The sequence below is a fragment of the Pseudomonas sp. Z5-35 genome (assembly GCF_051131945.1).
In the GTDB taxonomy this organism is placed as follows: Bacteria; Pseudomonadota; Gammaproteobacteria; order Pseudomonadales; family Pseudomonadaceae; genus Aquipseudomonas; species Aquipseudomonas marvdashtae.
On record NZ_CP071640.1, the window covers coordinates 261,796 to 286,812 of the forward strand.

The following is a 25,017-nucleotide window of genomic DNA, read 5'->3' on the forward strand; positions in this document are numbered from 1 at the left end:
ATGGTGTCAGGCGTCGTTTTCGTGCGTCAGTTCCAACACCCGGTCCACCAGCTTGTTGATGCCTGAAGCAGCTTCGCTGATGTTCTGCGCCAACATGTAGGCGGGCGTGCTGACCAGTTTGCGGGCGGTGTCTTCAACGATGTCGGTGACCAGGCATTCTTCATGCGTCCCGCCCATCTTGGTCACGGCCGCAGCTGTGTCGGCATCCGTGCCGATGGTGCAGGTCACTCCCGGGCCATAGATCTTTGCCGCCAGGGCCGGTGAAATGCAGATCAGCCCCACTGGCTTCCCGGCCTCGGCAAAGGCCTCGGTCAGTGCCAGGACTTCTGGTTGGACGCTGCATCCGGCGCCTTCGATGGCGAAATTGGACAGGTTCTTTGCCGAGCCGAAGCCACCGGGCACGATCAGCGCATCAAAATCCTCGACCCTGGCTTCGCGCAGGTCTTTCACGTTGCCCCGGGCGATACGCGCCGACTCTACCAAGACGTTGCGGCTCTCGGGCATCTCTTCGCCGGTCAGGTGATTGATCACGTGCAGTTGGGCAATGTTGGGCGCGAAGCACTGGACCTGAGCGCCACGCTGGTCCAGGCGCAGCAGGGTAATCACGCTTTCGTGGATCTCTGCGCCGTCATACACGCCACAGCCGGAAAGGATCACTGCAACTTTTTTGCTCATGGGCTTTTCTCCAGATACATGGCGTTAAATGTCCACTAATTTGCCACTCGTTGCCATAGGGGGATCTGGCCGACCCTCTCTACATGGATCGCAACTACGGCGGTGTGTTCATTATTTGGGGCCGTCTGTTCGGTGTCTTTCAGGAAGAAGACGATTGCGAGCCGGTGATTTTTGGCGTGACCACGCCGCTGGCGGGCTGTAACCCACTCTGGGCACACCTGCAGTTCAATGCGCAGTTATGGGCCGATGCGGCGGTGGCTTATCAAGGACTTGATAAGGGACGCGGTGATGTTGTAGCCCAGGAGAATCGCCCGTGGACATGAAGCTGTACGGCTGCCGCAGCCGGCTTACTCGGTTGGCGTCGTAGGTTCGCCGGCCTTGGCTTGTTCGAGGCGCTCGGCCTCAAGGACTTTCTTGGCCAGTCGCGCATTCTTGATGCGTCGACGCAGCCACAAGCCCAAGCCCAGCAACAGCAAGGCACCCAAAACCCACAGCTCGTATTTCTTGATGCTGCCCAGCATGCCTTCGAGCACCGCGCCGAAGTGATAGGCAGCGGCGGCCAGCGCTGTCGCCCAGATTGCCGCGCCAATGCCGTTAAGCAGCAGGTAGCGGCCCGGCGGATAGCCCGAAAGGCCGATCGCCACCGGCATCACCGTGCGCAAACCATAGACAAAGCGAAAGCTCAGGACCCAGATGTCCGGATGCTTGCGAATGTGCTCCAGCGCGCGATCACCCATCAGTTGCCAGCGTGGCTTGCGGGCCAGGAGCTTGCGCCCATGCTTGCGCCCCAGGAAATACCACAGCTGATCGCCCGCGTAGCTGCCGCAAAACGCCACGACCACTACCAGGTTGATGTCCATGTAGCCACGGAACGCCAGGAAACCTGCGAGCACGAGGATGGTTTCGCCTTCGAAGAACGTGCCGATAAACAAGGCCAAGTAGCCGAAGTCATGCAGAAATTGTTGGAGCATTGTCTGGGTGCTGGCGAAATGAACGCGCAGCCTAACCCTTCAGGCACATTCAGGAAAGTATCGAGATGTGTCTCGACGTGAACATTTCCTACAGAAGACAATGCCTGCGACTACCGGTCGCGCCTTAGCACAACTGTCATACGTTCGTCATAATGTCCGCATATAACTGTCACGCTCGCCCGTTTGCGGGCCCAGGAGTCTGCCGTGAGCTTTACCCCCGCCAATCGTCTGTTCCCCGCCACCCGGCTGCGTCGCAACCGCCGTGATGAGTTTTCTCGTCGGCTGGTGCGTGAAAACGTGCTGACCACCGATGACCTGATCCTGCCGGTATTCGTGCTGGACGGTGAGAACCGTCGCGAAGCGGTGGCGTCGATGCCTGGGGTTGAACGCCTGACCATCGACCTGCTGCTCGAAGAAGCCGCCCACTGGGTCGAGCTGGGCATTCCGGCGCTGGCGCTGTTTCCGGTCACGCCGCCAGACCTCAAGTCGCTGGACGCCGCCGAAGCCTGGAACCCGGAGGGCATTGCCCAGCGTGCGACCCGTGCCCTGCGCGAGCGCTTCCCGGAACTGGGGGTGATCACCGACGTGGCATTGGACCCGTTCACCACCCACGGGCAAGACGGTATCCTCGATGAAGAAGGCTACGTGCAGAACGACATTACCGTCGATGCACTGGTCAGGCAGGCGCTGTCCCACGCCGAGGCGGGTGCCCAGGTGGTGGCGCCGTCGGACATGATGGACGGGCGCATCCAGGCGATCCGCGAGGCCCTTGAAATCGCAGGCCACGTTAACGTGCGCATCATGGCCTATTCGGCCAAGTACGCCAGCGCTTATTACGGCCCGTTCCGCGACGCGGTCGGCTCGGCCCTGAACCTGGGCAAGGCCAACAAGGCCTCTTATCAGATGGACCCGGCCAATGCCCATGAAGCCCTGCACGAAGTAGCTGCCGACTTGTCAGAAGGGGCAGACATGGTCATGGTCAAGCCGGGCATGCCTTACCTCGACATTCTTTGCCGGGTCAAAGAAGAATTCAAAGTGCCGACCTTTGTTTATCAGGTCAGCGGTGAGTATGCGATGCACATGGCCGCGATCCAGAACGGCTGGTTGAGCGAAGGGGTGATTCTCGAGTCCCTGACCGCTTTCAAACGTGCGGGTGCTGATGGCATCCTGACCTACTTCGCCGTGCGCGCCGCCCAATTGTTACGAGAGCAGAAATAGCCTCCCAGGAACTTGCGATGAATACCGAAGGACTTTCTGAAGTCGCCGTAAAAGACGCTCAACCCGTGGTCGAGCAAGTCGTCGAGACCCCGCCGGAGCTGGAGCCCGCTCCCCCGGCCGTCACCGAGCCGGCCCCGGCTCCGGCGATTGCCATCCCGAACCTGGATGACAGCAGCCTGTACATCCATCGCGAGCTGTCGCAACTGCAATTCAACATCCGTGTGCTGGAACAGGCGCTGGATGAGTCCTATCCGTTGCTGGAGCGGCTGAAGTTCCTGCTGATTTTTTCCAGCAACCTGGACGAGTTCTTCGAAATTCGCGTCGCCGGCCTGAAGAAGCAGATCACCTTCGCCCGTGAACAGGCCGGCGCCGACGGCCTGCAACCGCACCAGGCCTTGGCGCGTATCAGCGAACTGGTCCACGGTCACGTGGACCGCCAGTACGCGATCCTCAATGACATCCTGTTGCCGGAGCTGGAAAAGCATCAGGTGCGCTTCATCCGTCGCCGCAACTGGAATACCAAGATCAAGACTTGGGTGCGCCGTTATTTCCGCGACGAGATCGCGCCGATCATCACCCCGATCGGTCTCGACCCGACGCACCCGTTCCCGTTGCTGGTCAACAAGAGCCTGAACTTCATCGTCGAACTGGAAGGCATCGACGCCTTCGGTCGCGATTCCGGCCTGGCGATCATTCCAGCGCCGCGCCTGCTGCCGCGAATCATCCGTGTGCCGGAAGACGTCGGCGGCCCAGGCGACAACTATGTGTTCCTGTCGTCGATGATCCATGCCCATGCCGATGACCTGTTCCAGGGCATGAAGGTCAAGGGTTGCTATCAGTTCCGCCTGACCCGAAACGCCGACCTGTCGGTGGACACCGAGGACGTCGAAGACCTGGCCCGCGCCTTGCGCGGCGAGTTGTTCTCCCGTCGCTACGGTGATGCGGTGCGCCTTGAAGTGGCCGACACCTGTCCAAAACACCTGTCCGACTACCTGCTCAAGCAGTTCAACCTGCATGAGACCGAGCTGTACCAGGTCAACGGCCCGGTCAACCTGACCCGACTGTTCAGCATCACTGGCCTGGACAGCCATCCGGAACTGCAATACTTGCCGTTCACGCCGCAGATCCCGAAACTGCTGCAAAACAGCGAGAATATTTTCAGCGTGATCAGCAAGCAGGACATCCTGCTGCTGCACCCGTTCGAGTCGTTCACGCCGGTGGTCGACCTGCTGCGCCAGGCCGCCAAGGACCCGCACGTCCTAGCGGTGCGCCAGACGCTGTATCGCAGCGGCGCCAATTCGGAAATCGTCGATGCCCTGGTGGACGCGGCGCGAAACGGCAAGGAAGTCACGGCGGTGATCGAATTGCGGGCGCGCTTCGATGAGGAATCCAATCTGCAGCTGGCCAGCCGTCTGCAAGCGGCCGGTGCGGTGGTCATCTACGGCGTGGTCGGCTACAAGACCCACGCCAAGATGATGCTCATCTTGCGCCGTGAAGCCGGTGAGATCGTGCGTTACGCCCACTTGGGCACCGGCAACTACCACGCCGCCAACGCCCGCCTGTACACCGACTACAGCCTGCTGACCTCCGACGACGCCTTGTGCGAAGACGTCGGCAAGTTGTTCAGCCAGTTGATCGGCATGGGCAAGACGCTGCGCATGAAGAAGTTGCTGCATGCCCCGTTCACCCTGAAAAAGGGCATGCTCGACATGATCGCCCGGGAGACGCAGTTCGCCCTGGACGGCAAGCCGGCGCACATCATCGCCAAGTTCAACTCGCTGACCGATCCGAAGATCATCCGTGCGTTGTACAAGGCCAGCCAGTCGGGCGTGCGTATCGATTTGGTGGTGCGCGGCATGTGCTGCCTGCGGCCAGGCATCCCAGGGGTCTCCCACAACATCCACGTGCGCTCGATCATCGGGCGGTTCCTGGAGCACACGCGGGTGTTCTACTTCCTCAACGGCGGCGAGGAGCAGATGTTCCTGTCCAGCGCCGACTGGATGGAGCGCAACCTCGACAAGCGTGTCGAGACCTGCTTCCCGGTGGAAGGCAAGAAGCTGATCCTGCGGGTCAAGAAAGAGTTGGAAAGCTACCTCACCGACAATACCCACAGCTGGAGCCTGCAGTCGGACGGCCGCTACATCCGCAACACGCCGACCGGCAACCAGAACCCGCGCAGCGCCCAGGCGACCTTGCTGGATCGCCTGAGCAGCCCGGTGTTGGCTGTTCGTTAAACGTCCGGAGACGAGCTTGGCTTTTGTGGCGAGGGAGCTTGCTCCCGCTGGGCTGCGAAGCAGCCCTGAAGCCATTCAGCTCGGTGTGTCAGGGGAAATTCCATTTCAGACAGATCCTGCGACTGCTGCGCAGCCGAGCGGGAGCAAGCTCCCTCGCCACAAGGGTGGGTGTTGTCGCCGGACTCAATGAATATTCAGCATGATCCCGACCCGAGTCAGCCATTCCGCTTCCTGGGCAAAGTCGGCCTGGGTCAGTTGGTTCTCTTCCAGCCAGCCTTCAGGAAACAGCACGTCCAGTTCATCGCCATCAGCCCGCAGGACCACTTGGGGCATTTCCTGGGTGCCGCGGATGTGGTGGAACAGGATTGCGAAGCGCAGCAACACGCACAGGCGAATCAGCTTGATGCCGTCATCGCCGAACTCGGCAAATTTATCCTTGGGAATGTTGCGCCGGTGGCCGCGGACCAATAGCGCGAGCATCTGCTGGTCTTCCCGGGAGAAACCCGCCAAGTCCGAGTGCTCGATCAGGTAGGCGCCGTGCTTGTGGTAGTGATAATGGGCGATATCGAGGCCCACCTCATGGACCTTGGCGGCCCAACCCAGCAACTCGCGCCAGACCCCGTCGTTCAAGTCCCAGTCATCGGCCACCTGGTCGAAGGCATGCAGCGCCTTGCGCTCGACCCGCGCCGCCTGCTCCTGGTCGACGTGATAACGCTCCATGAGCGAGCCCAGGGTACGTTCGCGCACGTCTTCGTGATGATGACGCCCCAGCAGGTCGTACAGCACGCCTTCGCGCAGGGCGCCCTCGCAGTGGTCCATGCGTTGCAGTTCGAGGGCGTCAAAGATCGCCTCGAGAATCGCCAGGCCCGCCGGGAAAATCGCCCGGCGGTCGGGCTTGATGCCTTCGAAATCGATCTTGTCCGCTTCACCGAGCTTGAACACCTTGCGCTTGAGCCAGCCCAGGCCCTCGGCGTTGACTTCGCCAGTGCCATGGCCGCCGGCCTTGAGCGCCAGGCCGATGGCCCGGATGGTTCCTGAGGAGCCGATGGCTTCGTCCCAGGTGAGGCGGTGCAGCGCATGCTCGATGCTCATGATTTCCAGGCGCGCCGCCGTGTAGGCCTGGGCGTAGCGGGCCGGGGTGATCTTGCCGTCGCGGAAATAACGCTGGGTGTAGCTGACGCAGCCCATCTGCAGGCTTTCACGCAGCAGCGGCTCGAAGCGCTGGCCGATGATGAACTCGGTACTGCCGCCGCCGATGTCCGCCACCAGGCGCTTGCCCGGGGTGTCGGCCAGGGTGTGGGAGACGCCAAGGTAGATCAGGCGGGCTTCTTCGCGGCCGGAAATGACTTCCACCGGATGGCCGAGGATCTCTTCGGCGCGGCGGATGAACTCGCCCCGGTTGCGCGCCTCGCGCAGGGCATTGGTGCCCACGATCCGCACGGCACCCAGGGGCATGCCGTTGATCAACTGGGCAAAACGTTTCAGGCAATCGAGCCCGCGCTGCATCGATTCTTCGCTGAGCTTGCGCTCTTCATCGATACCTGCGGCCAGCTGAACCTTCTCGCCGAGTCGCTCAAGAATGCGGATTTCCCCGTTCTGGGCCTTGGCGACGACCATGTGGAAGCTGTTGGAGCCCAGGTCAATGGCAGCGATCAGGGACAGATTCTTGGCTTGGGATGGCGGCATGGTCAAAAAGTCTCGGTCGATAACCTCGCCATCCTGCCACGATCGACCGCTTACGCCAACGCGCCTGAACCAAACCCTTGAGCCAGAGCAGCCTGCAGGATGTCTTTGTGGCGAGGGAGCTTGCTCCCGCTGGGCTGCGCAGCAGCCCCAAAGCAATCAACCCGGAACAGCAGGAATCGGTAGGCAGATCCTGCGACTGCTATGCAGTCGAGCGGGAGCAAGCTCCCTCGCCACAAGCGCTTTCACTGACCGTCAGGCAGGCTCGACCATGCCGATGAAGTTCGCCAACTCCGCCGTCTGCGGGACGGCGAACAGCACCTTGGGATCGCCCACCTCATGCACCTTGCCCTGGTGCATGAACACCAGCTTGTCGCCCACTTCCCGGGCAAAGCGCATTTCATGGGTGACCATGATCAGCGTCATGCCTTCCTTCGCCAATTGCCGCACCACGCTGAGCACTTCATTGACCAGCTCCGGGTCCAGGGCCGAGGTGATTTCATCGCACAGCAGCACTTTCGGCGACATCGCCAGCGCGCGGGCAATCGCGACCCGTTGCTGTTGGCCTCCGGACAAGCGGTCGGGGAATGCATCGAATTTCTCGCCGAGCCCGACCCGTTCCAGCATCTGCCGCGCCAGCTCGGCCGCCTTGGCCTTGGGCACTTTTTGCACAACCTGCGGCGCCAGCATGACGTTCTCGCCGACCGTCAGGTGCGGGAACAGGTTGAACTGTTGGAACACCATCCCGACTTTCTGACGCAGGCTGCGTAAATCGGCGCGGGCGGCATCGAGGTATTCGCCATCGACTTCGATCACACCGTCGTTGATCGACTCCAGGCCATTGAGGGTGCGCAGCAAAGTGGATTTTCCCGAGCCACTGCGGCCGATGATCGCCACCACCTGGCCTTCCTCGACGCTCAGGTCGATGCCTTTGAGTACGTGATGATCGCCATAGTATTTATGCAGGGCGGTAATTCTAAGCAGAGGCATGCAGTCTCCTTTCCAGGTAGCGCGCACTGAGGGACAAGGGGTAGCAGAGCAGGAAGTAACCGAGGGCGACCAGGCCATAGACCATGAACGGTTCGAAGGTGGCGTTGGCGAGCATGCCGCCGGTCTTGGTCAGCTCGGTAAAGCCGATGATCGACGTCACTGCCGTGCCCTTGACCACCTGCACGGAAAAGCCCACGGTCGGCGCCACGGCGATGCGCAGGGCCTGGGGCAGGATCACGTAGCGCAACTGCTCCAGTGGGTTGAGGGCCAGGCTCGCCGAGGCTTCCCATTGACCGTTGGAAATCGAGTCGACACACCCGCGCCAGATCTCTGCCAGGTAGGCGCTGGTAAACAGCGTCAAGGCGATGGCCGCCGCCGTCCACGGCGAAATCTCCACCCCGGCCAGGGCCACGCCAAAGAACACCAGGAACAATTGCATCAGCAACGGCGTGCCCTGGAACAACTCGATGTAGGTGCGGGCGATATTGCGGGGCAGGGCGCTTTTGGAGATGCGCAGCACCATGACCAGCAACCCGATCACGCCACCGCCGATAAACGCCACCAGCGACAGCGCCAAGGTCCATTGCAGGCCCGTGAGCAGGTTGCGCACCACGTCCCAGAAGGTGAAATCGCTCATTGGCTGCTCCTGGCGATGTAGCGACGCCCGATCCAATTGAGGAACTGACGGATCAACAGCGCCATGCACAAGTAGATCAGTGTCGTCAGCGCATAGGTTTCGAACGCGCGGAAGTTGCGCGACTGAATGAAGTTAGCGGCAAAGCTCAGCTCTTCGGTGGCGATTTGCGAACAGACCGCCGAGCCAAGCATCACGATGATGATCTGGCTGCTCAGCGCCGGCCAGACCTTGCCCAGCGCCGGCAGCAGGACCACGTGGCGAAACGCTTCGAAGCGACTCATCGCCAGGGCCGCAGCGGCTTCCAATTGCCCTCGCGGGATAGCCTGGATGCCGGCGCGGATGATCTCGGTGGAATACGCGCCAAGATTGATCACCATCGCCAGCACCGCGGCCTGCCATTCGGAAATCTGCAGGCCCAGGGACGGCAAGCCGAAGAAGATAAAGAACAACTGGACCAGGAACGGCGTGTTGCGGATCAACTCCACGTACACGCCAAAGATCGCCGCGAACGGACGGATATTCCACGCCCGGACTACCGCGCCAACGATGCCCAGGCCGACCCCGAGCAACGTGCCGATGGCCGTCAGTTCCAGGGTGAACAGCGCGCCGCGCAACAGCAGCTCGGTGTTTTGCACCACCGGCAGGAAATCGAACTGATAAGCCATGCTCAGCCTCTCAAGCGACGGTCAGAGATCGGCCGGCAGCGGCTGCTTGAGCCAGGTCTGGGAATTTTTCTCCAGGCTGCCGTCGGTCTTGGCGGTGGCGAGGATCTGGTTGACTTTGTCCAGCAGCGCCGGCTCGTTCTTGTTCACGCCCACGTACACCGGGGAGTCCTTGAGTTTCACTTTCAACGCCGGAACGCGCTTGGGGTTGCGTTCGCTGATGGCGACCATCACCACGTTGCCGCTGGCGATCAGGTCAACCTGGCCGGCCAGGTAGGCGGCGATGGTCGAGTTGTTGTCTTCGAAGCGCTTGATGGTGGTGCCTTCGGGGGCGACCTTGCTCAGCTCGATGTCTTCGATGGCGCCACGGGTGACGCTGATGGTCTTGCCCTTGAGGTCGTCCAGGGTGTTGATGGCGGCGTCAGGCGGGCCGAACACCGCCAGGTAGAACGGCGCATAGGCGCTGGAGAAGTCGATGACCTTTTCCCGCTCCGGGTTCTTGCCCAGGCTGGAAATCACCAGGTCGACCTTGCCGGTGGTCAGGAACGGAATGCGGTTGGTGCTGTTGACCGGCGTCAGCTCAAGCTTGACCTTGAGCTGGTCGGCCAGCAGTTTCGCCGTGTCGATGTCCAGGCCGCGGGGCTTCATGTCCGGGCCGACCGAACCGAAGGGCGGGAAGTCCTGGGGCACCGCGACCTTGAGCGTGCCGCGCTTGACCACGTCTTCCAGGCCATCGGCGTGGGCGGGCAGCTGGGTGAGCATCAGGCTGGCAAACAAGGCTGTGAGCAGAACGCTGCAACGCTGAATCATGGCGAATCTCCGCAATCGGTGATGTGATTTCTGCGTTCGGACAGAGCACAGGCCATGCCAAGCAGCCGTTGGGTCCTCCAAAGCCGCAGGTTTGCTGGTGGGACGCGGTCTTACTGGTCTGAACAGTTGCGCGGTTTTTCGCACCTTTATCGGGCGTCGGTATTGGCCGCCGAACCCCGCTGGGGCACGACTTGCCGGGCGCTGTGAATAGCTTTACAACTAGCCGCTCAGTGGCCTGGTTCGTCTGAAAAACATGAATTCCATCTCCCGTGCCGTTCCTGAAGTGGCGCTGCAAGCCATTCGCAAACTGATCGCCGACCAAGGCTTCGGTCCGGGGGATTCGCTGCCCTCGCAACGGGACCTGGCGCTGCAGTTGGGCGTGAGTCGAGCGTCGTTGCGCGAGGCGCTTTCATCGTTGAGTGCGCTGGGGATGATCAGCGTCCAGCCGGGCAAAGGGGTGTTCGTGCAATCACCGGCAAGGGTGCTCACCAATGATCCGGCGCCGGGCTGGCCGTTCGCGTCCCAGGTTTCGCCTGTGGATATCTTCCAACTGCGTTATGCCCTGGAGGGGTTCGCGGCCGGGTTGGCGGCGGTGACGTTGAGCGCTGATGACCTCGATACGCTGGATGACAATGTCCAAGCCATGCGCCGGGAGTTGAAGGCAGGGGACTTCGACGCCGCAGCGCGGCTGGATTTCGACTTCCATCGACAGATCCTTCTGGCCAGTGGAAATCAGGCGATGCTGAGTATTCTTACCGCCAGCGCGGAGATCTTCCTGGAAAGTCAGAAGCTACCGTTCATCAGGGCGGAGCGGGCGATGGAAACCTGGCAGGAGCATCGCAAGATCCTTCGTGCCCTGGCTCGTCGCGCTTCGGGCGCCGCGCAAAAAGCCATGCAGGAACATGTACGTAACGCTGCCCTGCGTACCGGTATTTCTTTCGTTGCGCCTGCCGCTTCGTGAGGCGAGCCATACCCAAAGCCATCGAGCGTCATAGCGAGACTCAATCAACTGCGGCTTCCTGAACCCGGGAAGGGCAGCTATGATGGGCCACGTTTTTTTGCTGATGACCCCGGAGATTTCCATGAGCAGCGATCTGATCAAACACGTTAGCGACGCTAGCTTCGAAGCTGACGTACTCAAGGCCGAAGGCGCGGTACTGGTCGACTATTGGGCTGAGTGGTGCGGTCCTTGCAAAATGATCGCTCCGGTCCTGGACGAGATTGCCGAGACTTACAAGGGCAAGCTGACCGTTGCCAAGCTGAACATCGACGAGAACCAGGAAACCCCGGCCAAGCACGGCGTGCGCGGTATCCCGACGCTGATGCTGTTCAAGAACGGCAACGTCGAGGCCACCAAGGTCGGCGCGCTGTCGAAGTCGCAACTGGCTGCTTTCCTCGACGCCAACATCTAAGCGCCGAATGCCACTGGAAAAGCCCCGCAAATCGCGGGGCTTTTTCGTTATCCGGGGCTAGACGCTTGCAAACCCAGGTGGTACATTCGGCCCCGCACTGGTTTCTCCATTGCCCCCTGCAAGCCGTCGCCGACGCTCTCCTTTCGAATAAGTACGCGATCCTGTCGCCTTCTCCGCGGCGCGGCCTCATTAAGCCAAAAGCTTAATTTCCCCCTCCATAAATGATTACGTCATTCCTATATGAATCTGACTGAACTCAAGCAAAAGCCGATTACCGAACTGCTCGAATTGGCCGAACAGATGGGCATAGAAAATATGGCCCGTTCGCGCAAGCAGGACGTGATTTTCTCCCTGCTCAAGAAGCACGCGAAAAGCGGCGAGGAAATCTCTGGTGATGGCGTGCTGGAGATTCTCCAGGACGGCTTCGGCTTTCTCCGCTCCGCAGACGCTTCCTACCTTGCCGGCCCAGACGATATCTACGTCTCGCCGAGCCAGATCCGCCGCTTCAACTTGCGCACCGGTGACACCATCGTTGGCAAGATCCGACCTCCGAAGGAAGGCGAGCGTTATTTCGCCCTGCTCAAGGTCGACACAATCAACTTCGACCGTCCGGAAAACGCCAAGAACAAGATTCTCTTCGAGAACCTGACCCCGCTGTTCCCGACCGTGCGCATGAAGATGGAAGCCGGCAACGGTTCCACCGAAGACCTCACCGGTCGTGTCATCGACCTGTGCGCACCTATCGGCAAAGGCCAGCGCGGTCTGATCGTGGCGCCGCCGAAAGCGGGCAAGACGATCATGCTGCAGAACATCGCGGCCAACATCGCCCGTAACAATCCTGAAGTTCATCTGATCGTGCTGCTGATCGACGAGCGTCCGGAAGAAGTGACCGAGATGCAGCGTACTGTGCGCGGCGAAGTGGTTGCCTCGACGTTCGACGAGCCGCCGACCCGCCACGTGCAGGTTGCCGAAATGGTGATCGAAAAGGCCAAGCGCCTGGTCGAGCACAAGAAGGACGTGGTGATCCTGCTCGACTCCATCACTCGTCTGGCCCGTGCCTACAACACCGTGATCCCGAGCTCCGGCAAGGTCCTGACCGGTGGTGTCGATGCCCATGCCCTGGAGAAACCGAAGCGTTTCTTCGGCGCCGCGCGGAACATCGAAGAAGGCGGCTCGTTGACCATCATCGCCACCGCGCTGGTTGAAACCGGCTCGAAGATGGACGAAGTGATCTACGAGGAGTTCAAGGGTACCGGCAACATGGAACTGCCCCTGGACCGTCGCATCGCCGAGAAACGAGTGTTCCCGGCCATCAACATCAACCGTTCCGGCACCCGTCGCGAAGAATTGCTGACCGCCGATGACGAGTTGCAGCGCATGTGGATCTTGCGCAAGCTGCTGCATCCAATGGATGAAGTGGCAGCCATCGAGTTCCTGATCGACAAGCTGAAGACGACCAAGACCAACGATGAGTTCTTCCTGTCGATGAAACGCAAGTAAGTCGAACAGGCCAGCAAGAGCCGGGGAAACCCGGCTTTTTGCTATCTGTGCATTCACTATTCTGAACGGGCGGCGTTAAACTCGGGGCCCCCGAACGTCACGGTCACCATGAGGCTTTGCATGCAGTATCGCGACTTGCGCGACTTTATCAGCGGTCTGGAACAGCGCGGCGAGCTCAAGCGCATCCAGGTGCCCGTGTCCCCTGTGCTGGAAATGACCGAGGTCTGCGACCGCACCTTGCGCGCAAAAGGCCCGGCGCTGCTGTTCGAGAACCCGACCGGCTACGACATTCCGGTATTGGGCAACCTGTTTGGCACGCCGGAGCGCGTGGCGCTGGGCATGGGCGCCGAGGCGGTCAGCGAATTGCGCGAAATCGGCAAGCTGTTGGCATTCCTCAAGGAACCCGAGCCGCCGAAGGGGCTGAAGGACGCCTGGTCGAAGCTGCCGATTTTCCGCAAGATCATTTCCATGGCGCCGAAAGTCGTCAAGGACGCAATCTGCCAGGAAGTGGTAATCGAAGGCGACGATGTCGACCTGGCCATGCTTCCGGTGCAGACCTGCTGGCCGGGCGACGTCGGGCCGCTGATCACCTGGGGCCTGACCGTCACCAAGGGGCCAAACAAGGATCGCCAGAACCTCGGTATCTATCGTCAGCAAGTGATTGGCCGCAACAAGGTCATCATGCGTTGGCTGAGCCATCGGGGCGGTGCGCTGGATTATCGTGAGTGGTGCGAAAAACACCCTGGCCAGCCTTTCCCGGTATCGGTGGCCCTGGGCGCGGATCCGGCGACCATCCTCGGCGCCGTCACGCCGGTGCCGGACAGCCTCTCCGAATATGCATTTGCCGGCCTGCTGCGGGGCAATCGCACCGAACTGGTGAAATGCCGTGGCAACGACCTGCAAGTGCCCGCCACGGCCGAGATCATTCTCGAGGGCGTGATCCACCCGGGCGAAATGGCAAACGAAGGTCCTTACGGCGATCACACCGGCTATTACAACGAGGTGGATAGCTTTCCGGTATTCACCGTTGAACGCATCACCCATCGGATCAAGCCGATTTATCACAGCACCTACACCGGTCGTCCACCCGATGAGCCGGCGATCCTCGGCCTGGCGCTGAACGAAGTGTTCGTACCGATCCTGCAGAAGCAATTCCCGGAGATCACCGATTTCTACCTGCCACCGGAAGGCTGCTCGTATCGCATGGCCGTGGTAACCATGAAGAAGTCGTATCCAGGGCATGCCAAGCGAGTCATGTTGGGCGTTTGGTCGTTTTTACGACAATTCATGTACACCAAATTCGTTATTGTCACTGACGACGATATCAATGCACGAGACTGGAACGATGTGATCTGGGCCATCACCACGCGCATGGACCCCAAGCGCGACACGGTAATGATCGAGAACACACCGATCGATTATCTCGACTTCGCCTCGCCGGTGTCCGGCCTGGGGTCGAAGATGGGGCTCGATGCCACGCATAAATGGCCCGGTGAGACCACGCGTGAATGGGGCCGGGTTATCGTCAAGGATGAGGCCGTTACCCAACGGATCGATGCCATCTGGAATCAGTTAGGAATAGATTGATGCGTGTAACGTTGCAGCCTTCCGGCGCGGTGCTGGAGATACAGCCGGCCGAGCGGATTCTCGATGGCGCGCGGCGCCTGGGCTACGAATGCCCGCAAAGCTGCCGCAATGGCAACTGTCACGTCTGTGGCGCGTTGCTGGTGGAGGGCCGCGTGCAGCAGGCCGCAGAGGTGCGCGATCACGGTGAGATCTTCACCTGCATCGCCGAGCCCCTGGAGGATTGCGTGCTGCTATGGGATGGCGTGCTGGCGCCGGGAGAATTGCCGGTACGCAGCCTGGCATGTCAGGTTATCGAGTGCGCCGAAGTAGGCGGCGATGTCTGGCGGGTACGCCTGCGTGCGCCAGCGGGCAAGCCGCCGCGCTATCACGCAGGGCAGTATTTGATGATCGAGCGGGAGAACGGTGAAAAGTCAGCGTTCTCCCTGGCTTCTGCACCGCACTCGGGGCGCGAGCTGCAATTGCATGTATTGGTGCGCGAAAGCAGTGCGCAGAGCCTTTTAGAGCAGCTGCAGCGCAACCCCAACGTGCGCATCGAAATGCCTTTTGGCGACACACATCTGTCCGAGCTGCCGGATGGCCCGCTGGTATTGATCGCCGCCGGGACCGGCATGGCGCAGATGCACAGCCTCATTGAGCACTGCCGCGCGCAGGGGTTCAAGCACCCGGTACATCTGTATTGGGGCGTGCGGCGTCCGGAAGATTTCTATGAGATCGAGCATTGGGACGAATGGAAGTCGCTGCCCAATCTGTACCTGCACAAAGTCGTCAGCGATTTGTGCGGCTGGGAAGGGCGCTGCGGCATGCTCCACGAAGCGGTCTGCGAGGACATCGACGATCTTTCGGGTGTCTACGTCTACGCCAGCGGTTCGCCAGCGATGATCTACGCCACGCTCGATGCGCTGGTGGAAGCCGGCATGGATGCCCATCAGATGCGTGCCGATGTGTTTGCATACGCACCGCGGGCTTAAGCCCCGTTCGTCCAATCCAGGCTCGGTGAGCTCTTTGTGGCGAAGGAGCTTGCTCCCGCTCGGTTGCGCAGCGACCGCCTCATCTGGGACTGCTGCGCAGTCCAGCGGGAGCAAGCTCCCTCGCCACAAGAACGAAGGCCCGTCGATATAACACCTTATATTTCGTTTCGATATTTAGTCTTTGGGCTAGATACCGATAACGTATATAGAAGTCCGATGGCATCTAACTTGCCTTCGTTCCTGGTAAACGCCAGCCCCTTGGCGTTGCCAATTCGCGAGGAGCCAACCGCTACCGGCCATGACCGCTATCGAATCCGCCATAACCTGCGCCCTTTACCCGCCACGACTCGAATGGGGTCCACAGCTGACCCGCGAGCAATTGCTCGCCTCGATGCAGTCAACCATGAGCCTTCACCAGGGCGGCCCGGTCTGGCTGTTCGCCTACGGTTCGTTGATCTGGCGGCCGGAATGCACGGCAGTGGAGCGGTTGCGCGGTCGGGTCCACGGTTATCATCGCGGATTGTATCTGTGGTCTCATGAGCACCGCGGTACACCCGAATTGCCGGGCTTGGTGTTCGGGCTGGATCGCGGCGGTTCTTGCAGCGGTTTCGCTTACCGGTTGCCACAAGAGAATCTTGAAGATTCGCTGTTTGCCCTCTGGCAACGCGAAATGCCGGTCCCGTCCTACCGTCCGCACTGGCTCACCTGCCGTCTTGAGGATGGCACTCGGGTCCAAGCGTTGGGTTTCGTGTTGGAGCGACACTTGCCCAGCTATGCCGGCAATCTGCCGGATCATGTGCTGAGCCAAGTGTTCGAAAGTGCCTGCGGGCGTTATGGCACGACTCGCGATTACGTCGAGCAGACCATCCACGCCCTGCGCAGCCACGCCATGCCAGACCGGAATCTGGAGGCGCGGCTCAGGCGCTGCCAATCAACGCTGGATCAGACGACCGCTTCGCGGCTCTGACTGGCGATTTGCTTGTGCCACAGGGTGGGCGCCAGGAATGCCATTGCCAATAGGCAGGCACCGATCAACAGTACGAAGCCGCCGTCCCAGCCGAAGTGGTCCACGGTGTAGCCCATGGCGGCGCTGGCCGCGACCGAGCCGCCCAGGTAACCGAATAACCCAGTGAAGCCCGCGGCGGTACCGGCGGCTTTCTTCGGCGCCAGCTCAAGCGCTTGCAAGCCGATCAGCATGACCGGGCCGTAGATCAGGAAGCCGATGGAAACCAGGGCGATCATGTCGACGGTCGGGTTGCCGGCCGGGTTCAGCCAGTACACCAGGGTCGCCACGGTCACCAACGCCATGAACACCATGCCGGTCAGGCCACGATTGCCACGGAAGATCTTGTCGGACATCCAGCCACACAACAGCGTGCCCGGAATACCTGCCCATTCGTAGAAGAAGTAAGCCCAGGAGCTCTTGTCCACCGTGAAGCCCTTGGCTTCCTTGAGGTAGGTCGGCGCCCAGTCCAGCACGCCGTAGCGCAACAAGTAGACGAAGACGTTGGCCATGGCGATGTACCACAGCATCTTGTTGTGCAGCACGTACTTGACGAAAATTTCCTTGGCGCTGAATTCGTTCTCGTGGCTGGCGTCGTAGCCTTCAGGGTAGTCGTTCTTGTATTTCTCGATTGGCGGCAGGCCCACCGATTGCGGGGTGTCGCGCATGGTCGCGAAGGCAAATACCGCGACGAACAGCGCCACCGTGGCCGGCACATAGAAGGCCGCGTGCCAATCATTGAACCAGGCCATGCCCAGCAGGAACAGCGGACCGATCAGGCCGCCGCCGACGTTATGCGCCACGTTCCACACCGACACCACGCCGCCACGTTCCTTCTGCGACCACCAGTGCACCATGGTCCGTCCGCTCGGCGGCCAGCCCATGCCTTGGGCCCAGCCGTTGATGAACAGGAGGATGAACATGATGGTTACGCTGGACGTTGCCCACGGTGCAAAACCGAAAACGAACATCACACCGGCTGACACCAACAATCCAAATGGCAGGAAGTAGCGTGGATTGGAGCGATCGGACACCAGGCCCATCAAGAATTTCGACAATCCGTAGGCAATGGCAATGGCCGACATGGCCAAGCCCAATTGGCCGCGGGTGTAACCCTCGTCGATGAGGTATGGCATGGCCAGGGAGAAATTTTTGCGCAGCAGGTAGTAACCCGCATAGCCAATGAAAATCCCGGCGAAAATCTGCCAGCGAAGGCGTCGGTAGGTGCTGTCTATTTTTTCTTCAGGCAGGACTGCCTGGTGTGCGGCTGGTCGGAAGAAGGCAAACATTCAAGTGCTCCAGTTCTTGTTATAACGGCGGATGCGAATGTTACAGTTTCGTTACCGAAAATAGCATCGCTCGTTGTCGCGTAAATAGTGGAAATTTCGATTGGTGATGTTCTTAAGCGAACATGTCGCGTGCGTATAAGCTAATGGCGCTGTGGGAATCGTGGTTCGCAGAAAGAAAAAGGCCAGAACCACCTCATCAGCGGTTCTGGCCTTTTTTTGTCCGACGTGGTTTCAACGCACCTGCACAACCACCTTCCCCACCGCCTTGCGCTGTCCCAAGTCATTGATCGCCTGTGCGGCGTTGCTCAGCGGGTACACCTGTGACACCAGCGGCTTGAGCTTGCCTTCGGCGAACCAGCCGAACAATTGCTGGAAGTTGGCAGCGTTGTCTTGGGGCTGGCGCTGGGCGAATGAGCCCCAGAACACGCCGACCACGGCGGCGCCCTTGAGCAGGGCCAGGTTCACCGGCAGTTCGGGGATGCGTCCGCTGGCGAAGCCGACGACCAGCAACCGGCCGTTCCAGGCGATGGCGCGGATGGCCTGGTCGAACAGGTCTCCGCCCACCGGATCGTAGATCACATCGGCGCCCTGGCCGTCGGTCAGGCGCTTGATTTCATCCTTGAGGCTGTTTTCGCTGTAGTTGATCAATTCGTCGGCACCGGCGGCCTTGGCCACGGCGAGTTTCTCCGCGCTGCTGGCGGCGGCAATGACCCTGGCGCCCATGGCCTTGCCGATTTCCACCGCCGCCAGGCCGACTCCGCCGGAGGCGCCGAGCACCAGCAGGGTTTCACCGGGCTGCAAGTTGGCCCGCTGCTTGAGGGCGTGCATCGAGGTGCCGTAGGTCATGCTGAAGGCGGCAGCGGTGTTGAAGTCCATGGTCGAAGGAATCGGCAACACGTTGTAGCCCGGTACCGCCACCTGCTCGGCGAAGCTGCCCCAACCGGTGAGCGCCATGACCCGGTCGCCGACTTTCAGGTGACTGACCTTTTCTCCCACTTCACGGACGACGCCCGCCGCTTCGCCGCCCGGGGAAAACGGGAAGGGTGGCTTGAACTGGTATTTGCCCTCGATGATCAAGGTGTCAGGAAAATTCACCCCGGCGGCATGCACGTCCAGCAGCACTTCATTCTTCTTTACGACGGGACTGGCGACGTCTTCCAGCACCAGCGATTCGGCGGGACCGAATTCTTTGCACAGCACGGCTTTCATCAGGGCTATTCCTTTGGGAGTGATGGCCGATAAGTGTAGGTGTGAGAGTCAAGGGGTCAACGAGCATGCCCCGCCCTGATAGCTGTTCATAAGCTTGTGCTTGGACGGCGGGTCGGTATGCTGGGCCGCAAATCGGATGAGGAGTCGAATGTGAAAGCGTGGATCATGTTGTTGCTGGCCCTGTCGTTGCCTGTGGCTGCGATGGCCGAAGAAGCCAAAGAGGGCGAGGCGCCGCCGAAGGTCAGCTACATCACCCTGAGCCCACCGTTCGTGGGCAATTATGGGCTGGACGGTACGACGAAGCTGAAGGTCTACAAGGCCGACGTTGCCTTGCGCGTGACCGGCGATGCCGCCGCTGCAGCGGTGAAGGCAAACGAGCCGTTGATTCGCAATCAATTGGTGGCGCTGTTTGCCCAGCAGACCAGCGAGACCATGAATAACCTCGAAGCCAAGGAAAAGCTCCGTCAGGAAGCGTTGAAGCAGACCCAGCAGGTCATGAACGACGAGACCGGCAAGCCGATGGTTGAGGATCTGTTGTTCAACAACCTGATCATCCAGTAAGCCCAATCACGCCGGTCAGCGGCCAGCCGCATCTTGTTCAAGATTTCAATGCAATGACCGCCGCCCACTGTTCGGCCGTTACCGGCATCACCGACAAGCGTGAGCCTTTGTGCACCAGCGGCATCTCGGCCAGGGCGGCCTGCTGTTTCAGGTAGTCGAGCTTCAGGACGCGGGAGAACGTCTCGACATGGGCCACGTCGATCGCAGTCCAGGGATTTTTCTCCAGGGTGGCCTTGGCGTCGAAGTAATGGCTGTCAGGCTCAAGAGCCGTTGGGTCGGGGTAGGCGGCCTTGATGATTTTGCCGATCCCGGCGATCCCGGGCTCGGGGCAGCTGGAGTGGTAGAAAAAAAATGAGTCGCCGACTGTCATGGCTCGCAGAAAGTTGCGCGCCTGATAGTTGCGAACCCCGTCCCAGCGCGCTTGGCCGAGCTTTTCCAGGCCTTGGATGGACAATTCGTCGGGCTCGGATTTCATCAGCCAATAGGCCATGATTTCTACTCCTGGGGGATGTTGAGTTAAAAAATTTCAGCGATTTTATGACAAACCGACAGTCGGTTGACGCCAGAGTTTGCGTGTGGGTTCAGGTTGCCGCAAAATGCCGGCCTTCCAAGCTTGACGCTGCTGCACGGCCAATAAGAAAACCGCTGCTGTCATCGTGTGTGATCTGCCTTGAGGGGGGCAATCGATGAAACGCAAACCGGATTTGTTGTGGGTACTGGTCATCCTGTTCGGCCTCGGGGTCGTAACCACGGGTTACGCCCAGAGTTTATGGAGCAATAAGACCGATGCTCCGGTGGAAATCACCCAACCAGCGCCCTCGCTCAAGCGCTGAGCTTCTTTTCCAGGACGCCGCTATTCTCGCGGCGTCTCTCGTGCAAAGTACCAACGCCTGTCGCTGACCGTTCCCTGTAGCGGTACATCCCAGCTTGCCTGCGCCAATCGTTCGACTTTCTGACACTCGTGGGCCAAGCCCAGCAACGTCGGCTTGCGCCATTGTCTGCGTCGCGACAGGTACGCCAGGCTGCGGTCATAAAAGCCGCCACCCATGCCCAGTCGACCTCCCGCATCGTCAAATCCGACCAGCGGCAACAGTACCAAGTCCAGTGTCCAGACCTTGCGCTGCCGGGCGATATTCTTGCGCGGTTCAGGGATACGAAAGCGATTGGGCTGCATCTTCTCGCCGGGCTGGATTCGCTGGAAGACCATCTTGGTTTGCGGCCATGGGCTGAGTACCGGCAGGTAGACCGCCTTGCCCCGGCGTTGGGCGGCGCGCAGTAGCAGGCGCGGATCGATCTCGCCGTCGTTGGGCAGGTAGAGGGCGATGTGTCTGGCGCGGCGAAACAGCGGATGCTGGGCCAGTTGCCGATTAAGCCCGCGAGCAGCTTGCCGCTGCTGGGCCGGTGTCAGGGCGCGACGGGCCTGGCGCAGCAGGCGTCGAAGTTGCGGGCGAGGCAGCAACGCAGGTTCAGTCATATCGATGCTTCCGATTCGGCGACATCGGACAGCGTAACCGCAAACGATGCGACCAGAAATGCCAAACGCCAGAAACGACAATGCCAGTCATCAATGACTGGCATTGTTTCGAGAATCAGGCTCCCCGGATGAACCGCTGTCGGCTTAGCCCTTGAACCCGAAAGTTCAAGGTGGAAGTTGCAGGAGGCGTTAAGGCTTTCCGTCAAGCGGACATGCACACCGGCCCCAACGTGCAACCCCCGTGGTTGTGCGTATCGGCTCAGGGACATCACCAACTGGCAAGCACCCCAGGGAGTGACGTCAGTATACCCCAGGCAGCCGCCCGAATCAGCCCTTGCTGACGTCCGGATCGGTGGCGAGTACCAGATCCACCCGATCGAGCAGGTCGCGAACCTGTTCACGGGTCGAGCCACTGACCTGTACGTCCGGCGTATCCTGGCGGTGAAGCAGGTCGTGGGTGATGTTCAAGGCGGCCATCACGGCGATGCGATCAGCGCCGATGACTTTGCCGCTGCTGCGGATCTCGCGCATCTTGCCGTCCAGGTAACGGGCGGCGCTCACTAGGTTGCTGCGCTCTTCCTGGGGACAGATGATCGAATACTCTTTATCGAGGATCTGCACGGTAACGCTATTGCTTGAACTCATGAGTCTTGCTCCAGGGCCTTGAGGCGCGAAATCATCGATTCGACCTTACGCCGGGCGATTTCGTTTTTTTCAATGAGGTGCGCGCGTTCCTCGCGCCAGGTTTTTTCCTGAGCTAATAGGAGTCCGTTTTGGCTCTTAAGTTGCTCGACCCGGTCAATTAGCAACTCGAGTCTGGCCATCAGCGCTTGCAGGTCGGTGTCTTCCATTGTGTCCACTGAAGATTGTGTCTGATGGGGGATAAGGGTCGCACAGCCTTTAATGGTCTTGGCGAGTCTGTCGATGTAGGATACAAGGCCTCCATTCTAGACATAGCGCCGTCTGGCGCCTAGCTGCCCATGCCCATTCAGAATTCCCCGTATCAAGCCTTTGCCACCCTGCTGAGCACCAGCGGTCATCCTGTCTCGCCCGCCGAATTGCATGGCCTGCTGCTCGGCCGCAGCTGTGCCGGCGCCGGTTTCGATGCCGACGGCTGGTTGGCCGACGCTGCCGAACTGCTTGAAGGCGAGCCGGCGGACAACGTGCGCAACGCGCTTATCGGCCTGCAGGAAATGGTCAAGGGCGAGTTGACCAGCGACGACATGACCGTGGTTCTGCTGCTGCCCACCGATGATGCGCCATTAGCCGAACGCGCCGCTGCGCTGGGCCAGTGGTGCCAGGGTTTCCTCGCGGGCTTCGGCCTGACCCGTCGCGAATACGCGTTGAGCGAGGAGGCAAAAGAAGTGTTGCAGGACCTGGCGGCGATCTCTCAGGTGCAGGATGCCCTCGAAGAATCCGACGACGGCGAAAGCGACTACATGGAAGTGATGGAATACCTGCGGGTCGCGCCATTGCTGCTGTTCACCGAGACCAAGAAAACCGATGCAGCGGCCGCCAAGCCGTCCTTGCACTGATTGCTTGAAAGGAAACTCCGCCTGCCCATGATTCATATCCCGAAATCGGAATACAGCCGTCGCCGCAAGGCCTTGATGGCGCAGATGGAACCCAACAGCATCGCAATCCTGCCCGCCGCCGCCGTTGCGATCCGCAACCGCGACGTCGAGCACGTCTACCGCCAGGACAGCGATTTTCAATACCTCAGCGGCTTCCCCGAGCCGCAAGCGGTCATCGTGCTCATGCCGGGTCGGGCCCATGGCGAATACGTCCTCTTCTGCCGTGAGCGTAACGCCGAACGTGAATTATGGGATGGCCTGCGCGCCGGCCAGGAAGGCGCGATCCGTGACTACGGCGCCGACGACGCATTCCCCATCACCGACATCGACGACATCCTGCCGGGCCTGATCGAAGGCCGCGACCGGGTGTACTCGGCCATGGGCAGTAACCCGGAGTTCGACCGGCACCTGATGGATTGGATCAACGTGATCCGGTCCAAGGCCCACCTTGGCGCCCAGCCGCCGAACGAATTCGTTGCCCTGGATCATCTGCTGCACGACATGCGCCTGTATAAAACGGCGGCGGAAATAAAAGTCATGCGCGAAGCAGCGCGGATTTCCGCCCAGGCGCACATCCGCGCTATGCAAGCGGCGCGTCCGGGTCTTTACGAATACAGCCTGGAAGCGGAGCTAGACTATGAGTTTCGCAAGGGCGGCGCAAAGATGCCGGCCTACGGCTCCATCGTCGCGGCCGGGCGCAACAGCTGCGTGCTGCATTACCAGCAGAACGATGCGCTGCTCAAGGACGGTGACCTGGTGCTGATCGATGCCGGTTGTGAAATTGACTGCTACGCCAGCGACATCACCCGGACCTGGCCGGTCAGCGGCAAGTTCTCGCCCGAGCAGAAGGCGATCTACGAAATAGTGCTGGCCGCCCAGGAAGCCGCGTTCGCCGAAATCGCGCCGGAGAAACACTGGAACCAGGCCCACGAAGCAACGGTCAGGGTCATTACCGAAGGTCTGGTGCACCTCGGGCTGTTGGAGGGCGAGGTGGATGAATTGATCGCCAGTGAAGCGTACCGGGCGTTCTACATGCACCGCGCCGGTCATTGGCTGGGCATGGACGTGCATGACGTGGGCGAATACCGGGTCGGCGGCGAGTGGCGAGTGCTGGAGGTCGGAATGACCCTGACGGTGGAACCGGGCATCTACATTGGCCCGAACGACCGCCGCGTCGCGAAAAAATGGCGCGGCATTGGCGTGCGCATCGAGGATGACGTGGTGGTAACCAAGACCGGTTGTGAAATCCTGACCCGTGGCGTGCCGAAAACGGTCGCCGAAATCGAGGCCCTGATGGCCGATGCACGGACCCAGGCGGCATGAGCCGGGTCAATGTCGCAATCATCGGTGGCGGCCTGGTTGGCGCAAGCCTGGCGCTGGCCTTGCAGGCCGGGGCCAAGGCCCGGGGCTGGACGATCATGCTGATCGAGCCCTTTGCGCCCGGTGACGCCTGGCAGCCAAGCTACGATGCGCGTTCATCGGCGCTCTCATTCGGCGCGCGGCAAATTTATCAACGCTTGGGCCTGTGGCAAGAAATTTCCCGCCGCGCCGAGCCGATCAAGCAGATTCACGTCTCCGATCGCGGGCGGTTTTCCACGGCACGGTTGTCCGCCATGGAGGAGGGCGTGCCGGCCCTGGGCTACGTGGTGGAAAACGCTTGGCTCGGCCAGTGCCTGTGGCAAGGCCTGGATAAAGACGTTGTCAGTTGGCGTTGTCCGGCGCAAGTCACCCGAATGGAGCCGCAAATCGCTGGGTATCGACTGACCCTCGACGACGAAACCACCGTGGAATGCGAACTGGCGGTATTGGCCGATGGCGGTCGCTCCGGATTGCGAGAGCAGTTGGGCGTCGGAGTGCGAAATCGGCCCTACGACCAGAGCGCCTTGATTGCCAACGTCACGCCGAGTGAGGCCCACAACGGCGTGGCCTTCGAGCGCTTCACCGACGATGGCCCGATGGCCTTGCTGCCGCTGCCGGAAAATCGTTGTGCATTGGTCTGGACGCGCCAAGGCATGGACGCACAACGGCTGGCGGCCCTCGACGAGCGCAGCTTCCTCGCGCAATTGCAGCATGTGTTCGGCTACCGGCTGGGCACGTTGAAGCAAGTGGGCGCGCGGCATCTGTATCCGCTGGCGCTGGTGGAGGCCGAGGAGCAAGTCCGACCGCACCTGGCGATCCTCGGCAATGCCGCCCACAGCCTGCACCCGATTGCCGGGCAGGGGTTCAATTTGTCGTTGCGTGATGCGCAGGCCCTGGCCGATGCGTTGCTCGAGAGCGACGAAACGCCAGGCGACTTTGCCGTGTTGCAAGCCTATCGAGAACGTCAGCGCATGGACCAGGCCCTCACCGTGGGCTTCTCCGATCAAGTGACCCGCCTGTTCAGCAGCGACCTGCCCCTGGTGTCCCTGGGGCGCAACCTCGGTCTGCTGGGCCTTGACCTGCTGCCGCCGGCCAAGCGCTGGTTCGCCCGCCAGGCCATGGGATTGGGGACGCGTCCTGATGCGTGATACGGCTCATTCTTTTCACGGGCGACTGATGTCGCCAGCAACACAGGCTTAAA

At 60.8% G+C, this 25,017-nt stretch carries 26 protein-coding genes, 1 other RNA gene and 1 pseudogene; 14 read left to right on the forward strand and 14 right to left on the reverse strand.

Annotated elements, in window-relative coordinates:
- Positions 1-6: 6 nt before the first annotated feature.
- On the reverse strand, positions 7-675 hold the full coding sequence (elbB, locus tag J3P95_RS01235) for an isoprenoid biosynthesis glyoxalase ElbB (protein WP_434560051.1): 669 nt from the start codon (positions 673-675) through the stop codon (positions 7-9).
- A 71-nt stretch (positions 676-746) separates the two neighbouring features.
- Here elbB and J3P95_RS01240 point away from each other — a divergent pair.
- Positions 747-959 (forward strand): annotated as a pseudogene (locus J3P95_RS01240) (sterol desaturase family protein); the annotation flags it as partial.
- Between the two features lie 63 nt (positions 960-1,022).
- Here the strand turns inward: J3P95_RS01240 and J3P95_RS01245 are convergent.
- Entirely contained in the window at positions 1,023-1,646 is a 624-nt protein-coding gene (locus tag J3P95_RS01245) for a DedA family protein (RefSeq protein ID WP_434560053.1), read from the reverse strand.
- Positions 1,647-1,850: 204 nt separating this feature from the next.
- Between J3P95_RS01245 and hemB the strand changes: the two genes are divergently transcribed.
- Positions 1,851-2,864 carry a porphobilinogen synthase gene (gene hemB, locus J3P95_RS01250; RefSeq protein WP_434560055.1) on the forward strand — a complete coding sequence of 338 codons (1,014 nt, stop codon included), beginning with the start codon at positions 1,851-1,853 and terminating at the stop codon, positions 2,862-2,864.
- A gap of 17 nt (positions 2,865-2,881) precedes the next feature.
- A complete protein-coding gene (gene ppk1, locus J3P95_RS01255) occupies positions 2,882-5,098 on the forward strand; it encodes a polyphosphate kinase 1 (protein ID WP_434560057.1) in 2,217 nt (738 codons plus the stop codon).
- 183 nt (positions 5,099-5,281) lie between these two features.
- Here the strand turns inward: ppk1 and ppx are convergent, their stop codons facing one another.
- The 5 genes from ppx to J3P95_RS01280 form a co-directional block, all read right to left on the reverse strand.
- Positions 5,282-6,784, reverse strand: coding sequence for an exopolyphosphatase (ppx, locus tag J3P95_RS01260; protein WP_434560059.1), 1,503 nt, complete (start codon positions 6,782-6,784; stop codon positions 5,282-5,284).
- Between the two features lie 252 nt (positions 6,785-7,036).
- Positions 7,037-7,771 (reverse strand): amino acid ABC transporter ATP-binding protein, encoded by a 735-nt coding sequence (locus J3P95_RS01265; RefSeq protein ID WP_434560061.1) that lies wholly within the window; start codon positions 7,769-7,771, stop codon positions 7,037-7,039.
- Entirely contained in the window at positions 7,758-8,408 is a 651-nt protein-coding gene (locus J3P95_RS01270) for an amino acid ABC transporter permease (RefSeq protein ID WP_434560063.1), read from the reverse strand. Before J3P95_RS01270 ends, J3P95_RS01265 begins: the two co-directional genes overlap by 14 nt.
- Complete coding sequence (locus J3P95_RS01275) at positions 8,405-9,073, reverse strand: amino acid ABC transporter permease (protein WP_434560065.1); 669 nt, start codon at positions 9,071-9,073, stop codon at positions 8,405-8,407. Before J3P95_RS01275 ends, J3P95_RS01270 begins: the two co-directional genes overlap by 4 nt.
- A gap of 21 nt (positions 9,074-9,094) precedes the next feature.
- Complete coding sequence (locus J3P95_RS01280) at positions 9,095-9,880, reverse strand: transporter substrate-binding domain-containing protein (protein WP_434560067.1); 786 nt, start codon at positions 9,878-9,880, stop codon at positions 9,095-9,097.
- Between the two features lie 253 nt (positions 9,881-10,133).
- Between J3P95_RS01280 and J3P95_RS01285 the strand changes: the two genes are divergently transcribed.
- The 6 genes from J3P95_RS01285 to J3P95_RS01310 all read left to right on the forward strand — a co-directional run bounded on the left by J3P95_RS01285 (position 10,134) and on the right by J3P95_RS01310 (position 16,314).
- Positions 10,134-10,841, forward strand: coding sequence for a FadR/GntR family transcriptional regulator (locus J3P95_RS01285; protein WP_434560069.1), 708 nt, complete (start codon positions 10,134-10,136; stop codon positions 10,839-10,841).
- 121 nt (positions 10,842-10,962) lie between these two features.
- Positions 10,963-11,292 (forward strand): thioredoxin TrxA, encoded by a 330-nt coding sequence (trxA, locus tag J3P95_RS01290; RefSeq protein WP_003206727.1) that lies wholly within the window; start codon positions 10,963-10,965, stop codon positions 11,290-11,292.
- A 240-nt stretch (positions 11,293-11,532) separates the two neighbouring features.
- Positions 11,533-12,792, forward strand: coding sequence for a transcription termination factor Rho (gene rho, locus J3P95_RS01295; protein ID WP_017845130.1), 1,260 nt, complete (start codon positions 11,533-11,535; stop codon positions 12,790-12,792).
- Positions 12,793-12,912: 120 nt separating this feature from the next.
- Positions 12,913-14,379 (forward strand): 4-hydroxy-3-polyprenylbenzoate decarboxylase, encoded by a 1,467-nt coding sequence (gene ubiD, locus J3P95_RS01300; protein WP_434560071.1) that lies wholly within the window; start codon positions 12,913-12,915, stop codon positions 14,377-14,379.
- Entirely contained in the window at positions 14,379-15,347 is a 969-nt protein-coding gene (locus J3P95_RS01305) for a CDP-6-deoxy-delta-3,4-glucoseen reductase (protein WP_434579046.1), read from the forward strand. Before ubiD ends, J3P95_RS01305 begins: the two co-directional genes overlap by 1 nt.
- A gap of 298 nt (positions 15,348-15,645) precedes the next feature.
- On the forward strand, positions 15,646-16,314 hold the full coding sequence (locus J3P95_RS01310) for a gamma-glutamylcyclotransferase (protein ID WP_434560074.1): 669 nt from the start codon (positions 15,646-15,648) through the stop codon (positions 16,312-16,314).
- Here J3P95_RS01310 and glpT read toward each other — a convergent pair.
- On the reverse strand, positions 16,290-17,639 hold the full coding sequence (gene glpT, locus J3P95_RS01315; protein WP_434560076.1) for a glycerol-3-phosphate transporter: 1,350 nt from the start codon (positions 17,637-17,639) through the stop codon (positions 16,290-16,292). The genes J3P95_RS01310 and glpT overlap by 25 nt on opposite strands.
- A gap of 231 nt (positions 17,640-17,870) precedes the next feature.
- Positions 17,871-18,848 carry an NADPH:quinone oxidoreductase family protein gene (locus J3P95_RS01320; RefSeq protein ID WP_434579044.1) on the reverse strand — a complete coding sequence of 326 codons (978 nt, stop codon included), beginning with the start codon at positions 18,846-18,848 and terminating at the stop codon, positions 17,871-17,873.
- Between the two features lie 150 nt (positions 18,849-18,998).
- On the opposite strand from J3P95_RS01320, the gene J3P95_RS01325 reads away from it, so the two are divergent.
- Entirely contained in the window at positions 18,999-19,409 is a 411-nt protein-coding gene (locus J3P95_RS01325) for a flagellar basal body-associated FliL family protein (RefSeq protein WP_186612798.1), read from the forward strand.
- A 37-nt stretch (positions 19,410-19,446) separates the two neighbouring features.
- On the opposite strand, the gene J3P95_RS01330 is transcribed toward J3P95_RS01325, so the two are convergent.
- A complete protein-coding gene (locus J3P95_RS01330; RefSeq protein WP_434579042.1) occupies positions 19,447-19,899 on the reverse strand; it encodes an EVE domain-containing protein in 453 nt (150 codons plus the stop codon).
- A gap of 196 nt (positions 19,900-20,095) precedes the next feature.
- On the opposite strand from J3P95_RS01330, the gene J3P95_RS01335 reads away from it, so the two are divergent.
- Entirely contained in the window at positions 20,096-20,242 is a 147-nt protein-coding gene (locus J3P95_RS01335; RefSeq protein ID WP_434560082.1) for a hypothetical protein, read from the forward strand.
- A gap of 20 nt (positions 20,243-20,262) precedes the next feature.
- On the opposite strand, the gene J3P95_RS01340 is transcribed toward J3P95_RS01335, so the two are convergent.
- The 4 genes from J3P95_RS01340 to J3P95_RS01355 all read right to left on the reverse strand — a co-directional run bounded on the left by J3P95_RS01340 (position 20,263) and on the right by J3P95_RS01355 (position 21,734).
- Positions 20,263-20,883 carry a 5-formyltetrahydrofolate cyclo-ligase gene (locus J3P95_RS01340; RefSeq protein WP_434560084.1) on the reverse strand — a complete coding sequence of 207 codons (621 nt, stop codon included), beginning with the start codon at positions 20,881-20,883 and terminating at the stop codon, positions 20,263-20,265.
- Positions 20,884-21,000: 117 nt separating this feature from the next.
- A non-coding RNA gene (gene ssrS / locus J3P95_RS01345) (6S RNA) lies at positions 21,001-21,180 on the reverse strand.
- Between the two features lie 30 nt (positions 21,181-21,210).
- Positions 21,211-21,528, reverse strand: coding sequence for a cell division protein ZapA (locus J3P95_RS01350; RefSeq protein ID WP_039590276.1), 318 nt, complete (start codon positions 21,526-21,528; stop codon positions 21,211-21,213).
- Positions 21,525-21,734: a TIGR02449 family protein gene (locus tag J3P95_RS01355; protein WP_003177365.1), complete on the reverse strand. Its 210-nt coding sequence runs from the start codon at positions 21,732-21,734 to the stop codon at positions 21,525-21,527. The genes J3P95_RS01350 and J3P95_RS01355 overlap by 4 nt, the downstream gene beginning before the upstream one ends.
- Before the next feature lie 129 nt (positions 21,735-21,863).
- Between J3P95_RS01355 and J3P95_RS01360 the strand changes: the two genes are divergently transcribed.
- From J3P95_RS01360 to ubiH, 3 genes are read left to right on the forward strand one after another with little or no spacing between them, the layout of a single operon-like run.
- Positions 21,864-22,418 (forward strand): YecA family protein, encoded by a 555-nt coding sequence (locus tag J3P95_RS01360; RefSeq protein WP_072342955.1) that lies wholly within the window; start codon positions 21,864-21,866, stop codon positions 22,416-22,418.
- Positions 22,419-22,445: 27 nt separating this feature from the next.
- Entirely contained in the window at positions 22,446-23,780 is a 1,335-nt protein-coding gene (gene pepP / locus J3P95_RS01365; RefSeq protein WP_434560086.1) for a Xaa-Pro aminopeptidase, read from the forward strand.
- Positions 23,777-24,964: a 2-octaprenyl-6-methoxyphenyl hydroxylase gene (gene ubiH / locus J3P95_RS01370; RefSeq protein ID WP_434560088.1), complete on the forward strand. Its 1,188-nt coding sequence runs from the start codon at positions 23,777-23,779 to the stop codon at positions 24,962-24,964. The genes pepP and ubiH overlap by 4 nt, the downstream gene beginning before the upstream one ends.
- Positions 24,965-25,017 lie beyond the last annotated feature (53 nt).

Coding starts and splice junctions, on each gene's coding strand:
- J3P95_RS01320 (WP_434579044.1), bottom strand. CDS start 18,848: ATGAAAGCCGTGCTGTGCAAAGAATTCGGTCCCGCCGAATCGCTGGTG.
- elbB (WP_434560051.1), bottom strand. CDS start 675: ATGAGCAAAAAAGTTGCAGTGATCCTTTCCGGCTGTGGCGTGTATGAC.
- J3P95_RS01280 (WP_434560067.1), bottom strand. CDS start 9,880: ATGATTCAGCGTTGCAGCGTTCTGCTCACAGCCTTGTTTGCCAGCCTG.
- ubiD (WP_434560071.1), top strand. CDS start 12,913: ATGCAGTATCGCGACTTGCGCGACTTTATCAGCGGTCTGGAACAGCGC.
- J3P95_RS01355 (WP_003177365.1), bottom strand. CDS start 21,734: ATGGAAGACACCGACCTGCAAGCGCTGATGGCCAGACTCGAGTTGCTA.
- J3P95_RS01275 (WP_434560065.1), bottom strand. CDS start 9,073: ATGGCTTATCAGTTCGATTTCCTGCCGGTGGTGCAAAACACCGAGCTG.
- rho (WP_017845130.1), top strand. CDS start 11,533: ATGAATCTGACTGAACTCAAGCAAAAGCCGATTACCGAACTGCTCGAA.
- pepP (WP_434560086.1), top strand. CDS start 22,446: ATGATTCATATCCCGAAATCGGAATACAGCCGTCGCCGCAAGGCCTTG.
- J3P95_RS01340 (WP_434560084.1), bottom strand. CDS start 20,883: ATGACTGAACCTGCGTTGCTGCCTCGCCCGCAACTTCGACGCCTGCTG.
- ubiH (WP_434560088.1), top strand. CDS start 23,777: ATGAGCCGGGTCAATGTCGCAATCATCGGTGGCGGCCTGGTTGGCGCA.
- J3P95_RS01270 (WP_434560063.1), bottom strand. CDS start 8,408: ATGAGCGATTTCACCTTCTGGGACGTGGTGCGCAACCTGCTCACGGGC.
- glpT (WP_434560076.1), bottom strand. CDS start 17,639: ATGTTTGCCTTCTTCCGACCAGCCGCACACCAGGCAGTCCTGCCTGAA.
- J3P95_RS01330 (WP_434579042.1), bottom strand. CDS start 19,899: ATGGCCTATTGGCTGATGAAATCCGAGCCCGACGAATTGTCCATCCAA.
- J3P95_RS01305 (WP_434579046.1), top strand. CDS start 14,379: ATGCGTGTAACGTTGCAGCCTTCCGGCGCGGTGCTGGAGATACAGCCG.
- J3P95_RS01245 (WP_434560053.1), bottom strand. CDS start 1,646: ATGCTCCAACAATTTCTGCATGACTTCGGCTACTTGGCCTTGTTTATC.
- J3P95_RS01265 (WP_434560061.1), bottom strand. CDS start 7,771: ATGCCTCTGCTTAGAATTACCGCCCTGCATAAATACTATGGCGATCAT.
- ppx (WP_434560059.1), bottom strand. CDS start 6,784: ATGCCGCCATCCCAAGCCAAGAATCTGTCCCTGATCGCTGCCATTGAC.
- J3P95_RS01335 (WP_434560082.1), top strand. CDS start 20,096: ATGAAACGCAAACCGGATTTGTTGTGGGTACTGGTCATCCTGTTCGGC.
- ppk1 (WP_434560057.1), top strand. CDS start 2,882: ATGAATACCGAAGGACTTTCTGAAGTCGCCGTAAAAGACGCTCAACCC.
- trxA (WP_003206727.1), top strand. CDS start 10,963: ATGAGCAGCGATCTGATCAAACACGTTAGCGACGCTAGCTTCGAAGCT.
- J3P95_RS01360 (WP_072342955.1), top strand. CDS start 21,864: ATGCCCATTCAGAATTCCCCGTATCAAGCCTTTGCCACCCTGCTGAGC.
- J3P95_RS01285 (WP_434560069.1), top strand. CDS start 10,134: ATGAATTCCATCTCCCGTGCCGTTCCTGAAGTGGCGCTGCAAGCCATT.
- J3P95_RS01310 (WP_434560074.1), top strand. CDS start 15,646: ATGACCGCTATCGAATCCGCCATAACCTGCGCCCTTTACCCGCCACGA.
- J3P95_RS01350 (WP_039590276.1), bottom strand. CDS start 21,528: ATGAGTTCAAGCAATAGCGTTACCGTGCAGATCCTCGATAAAGAGTAT.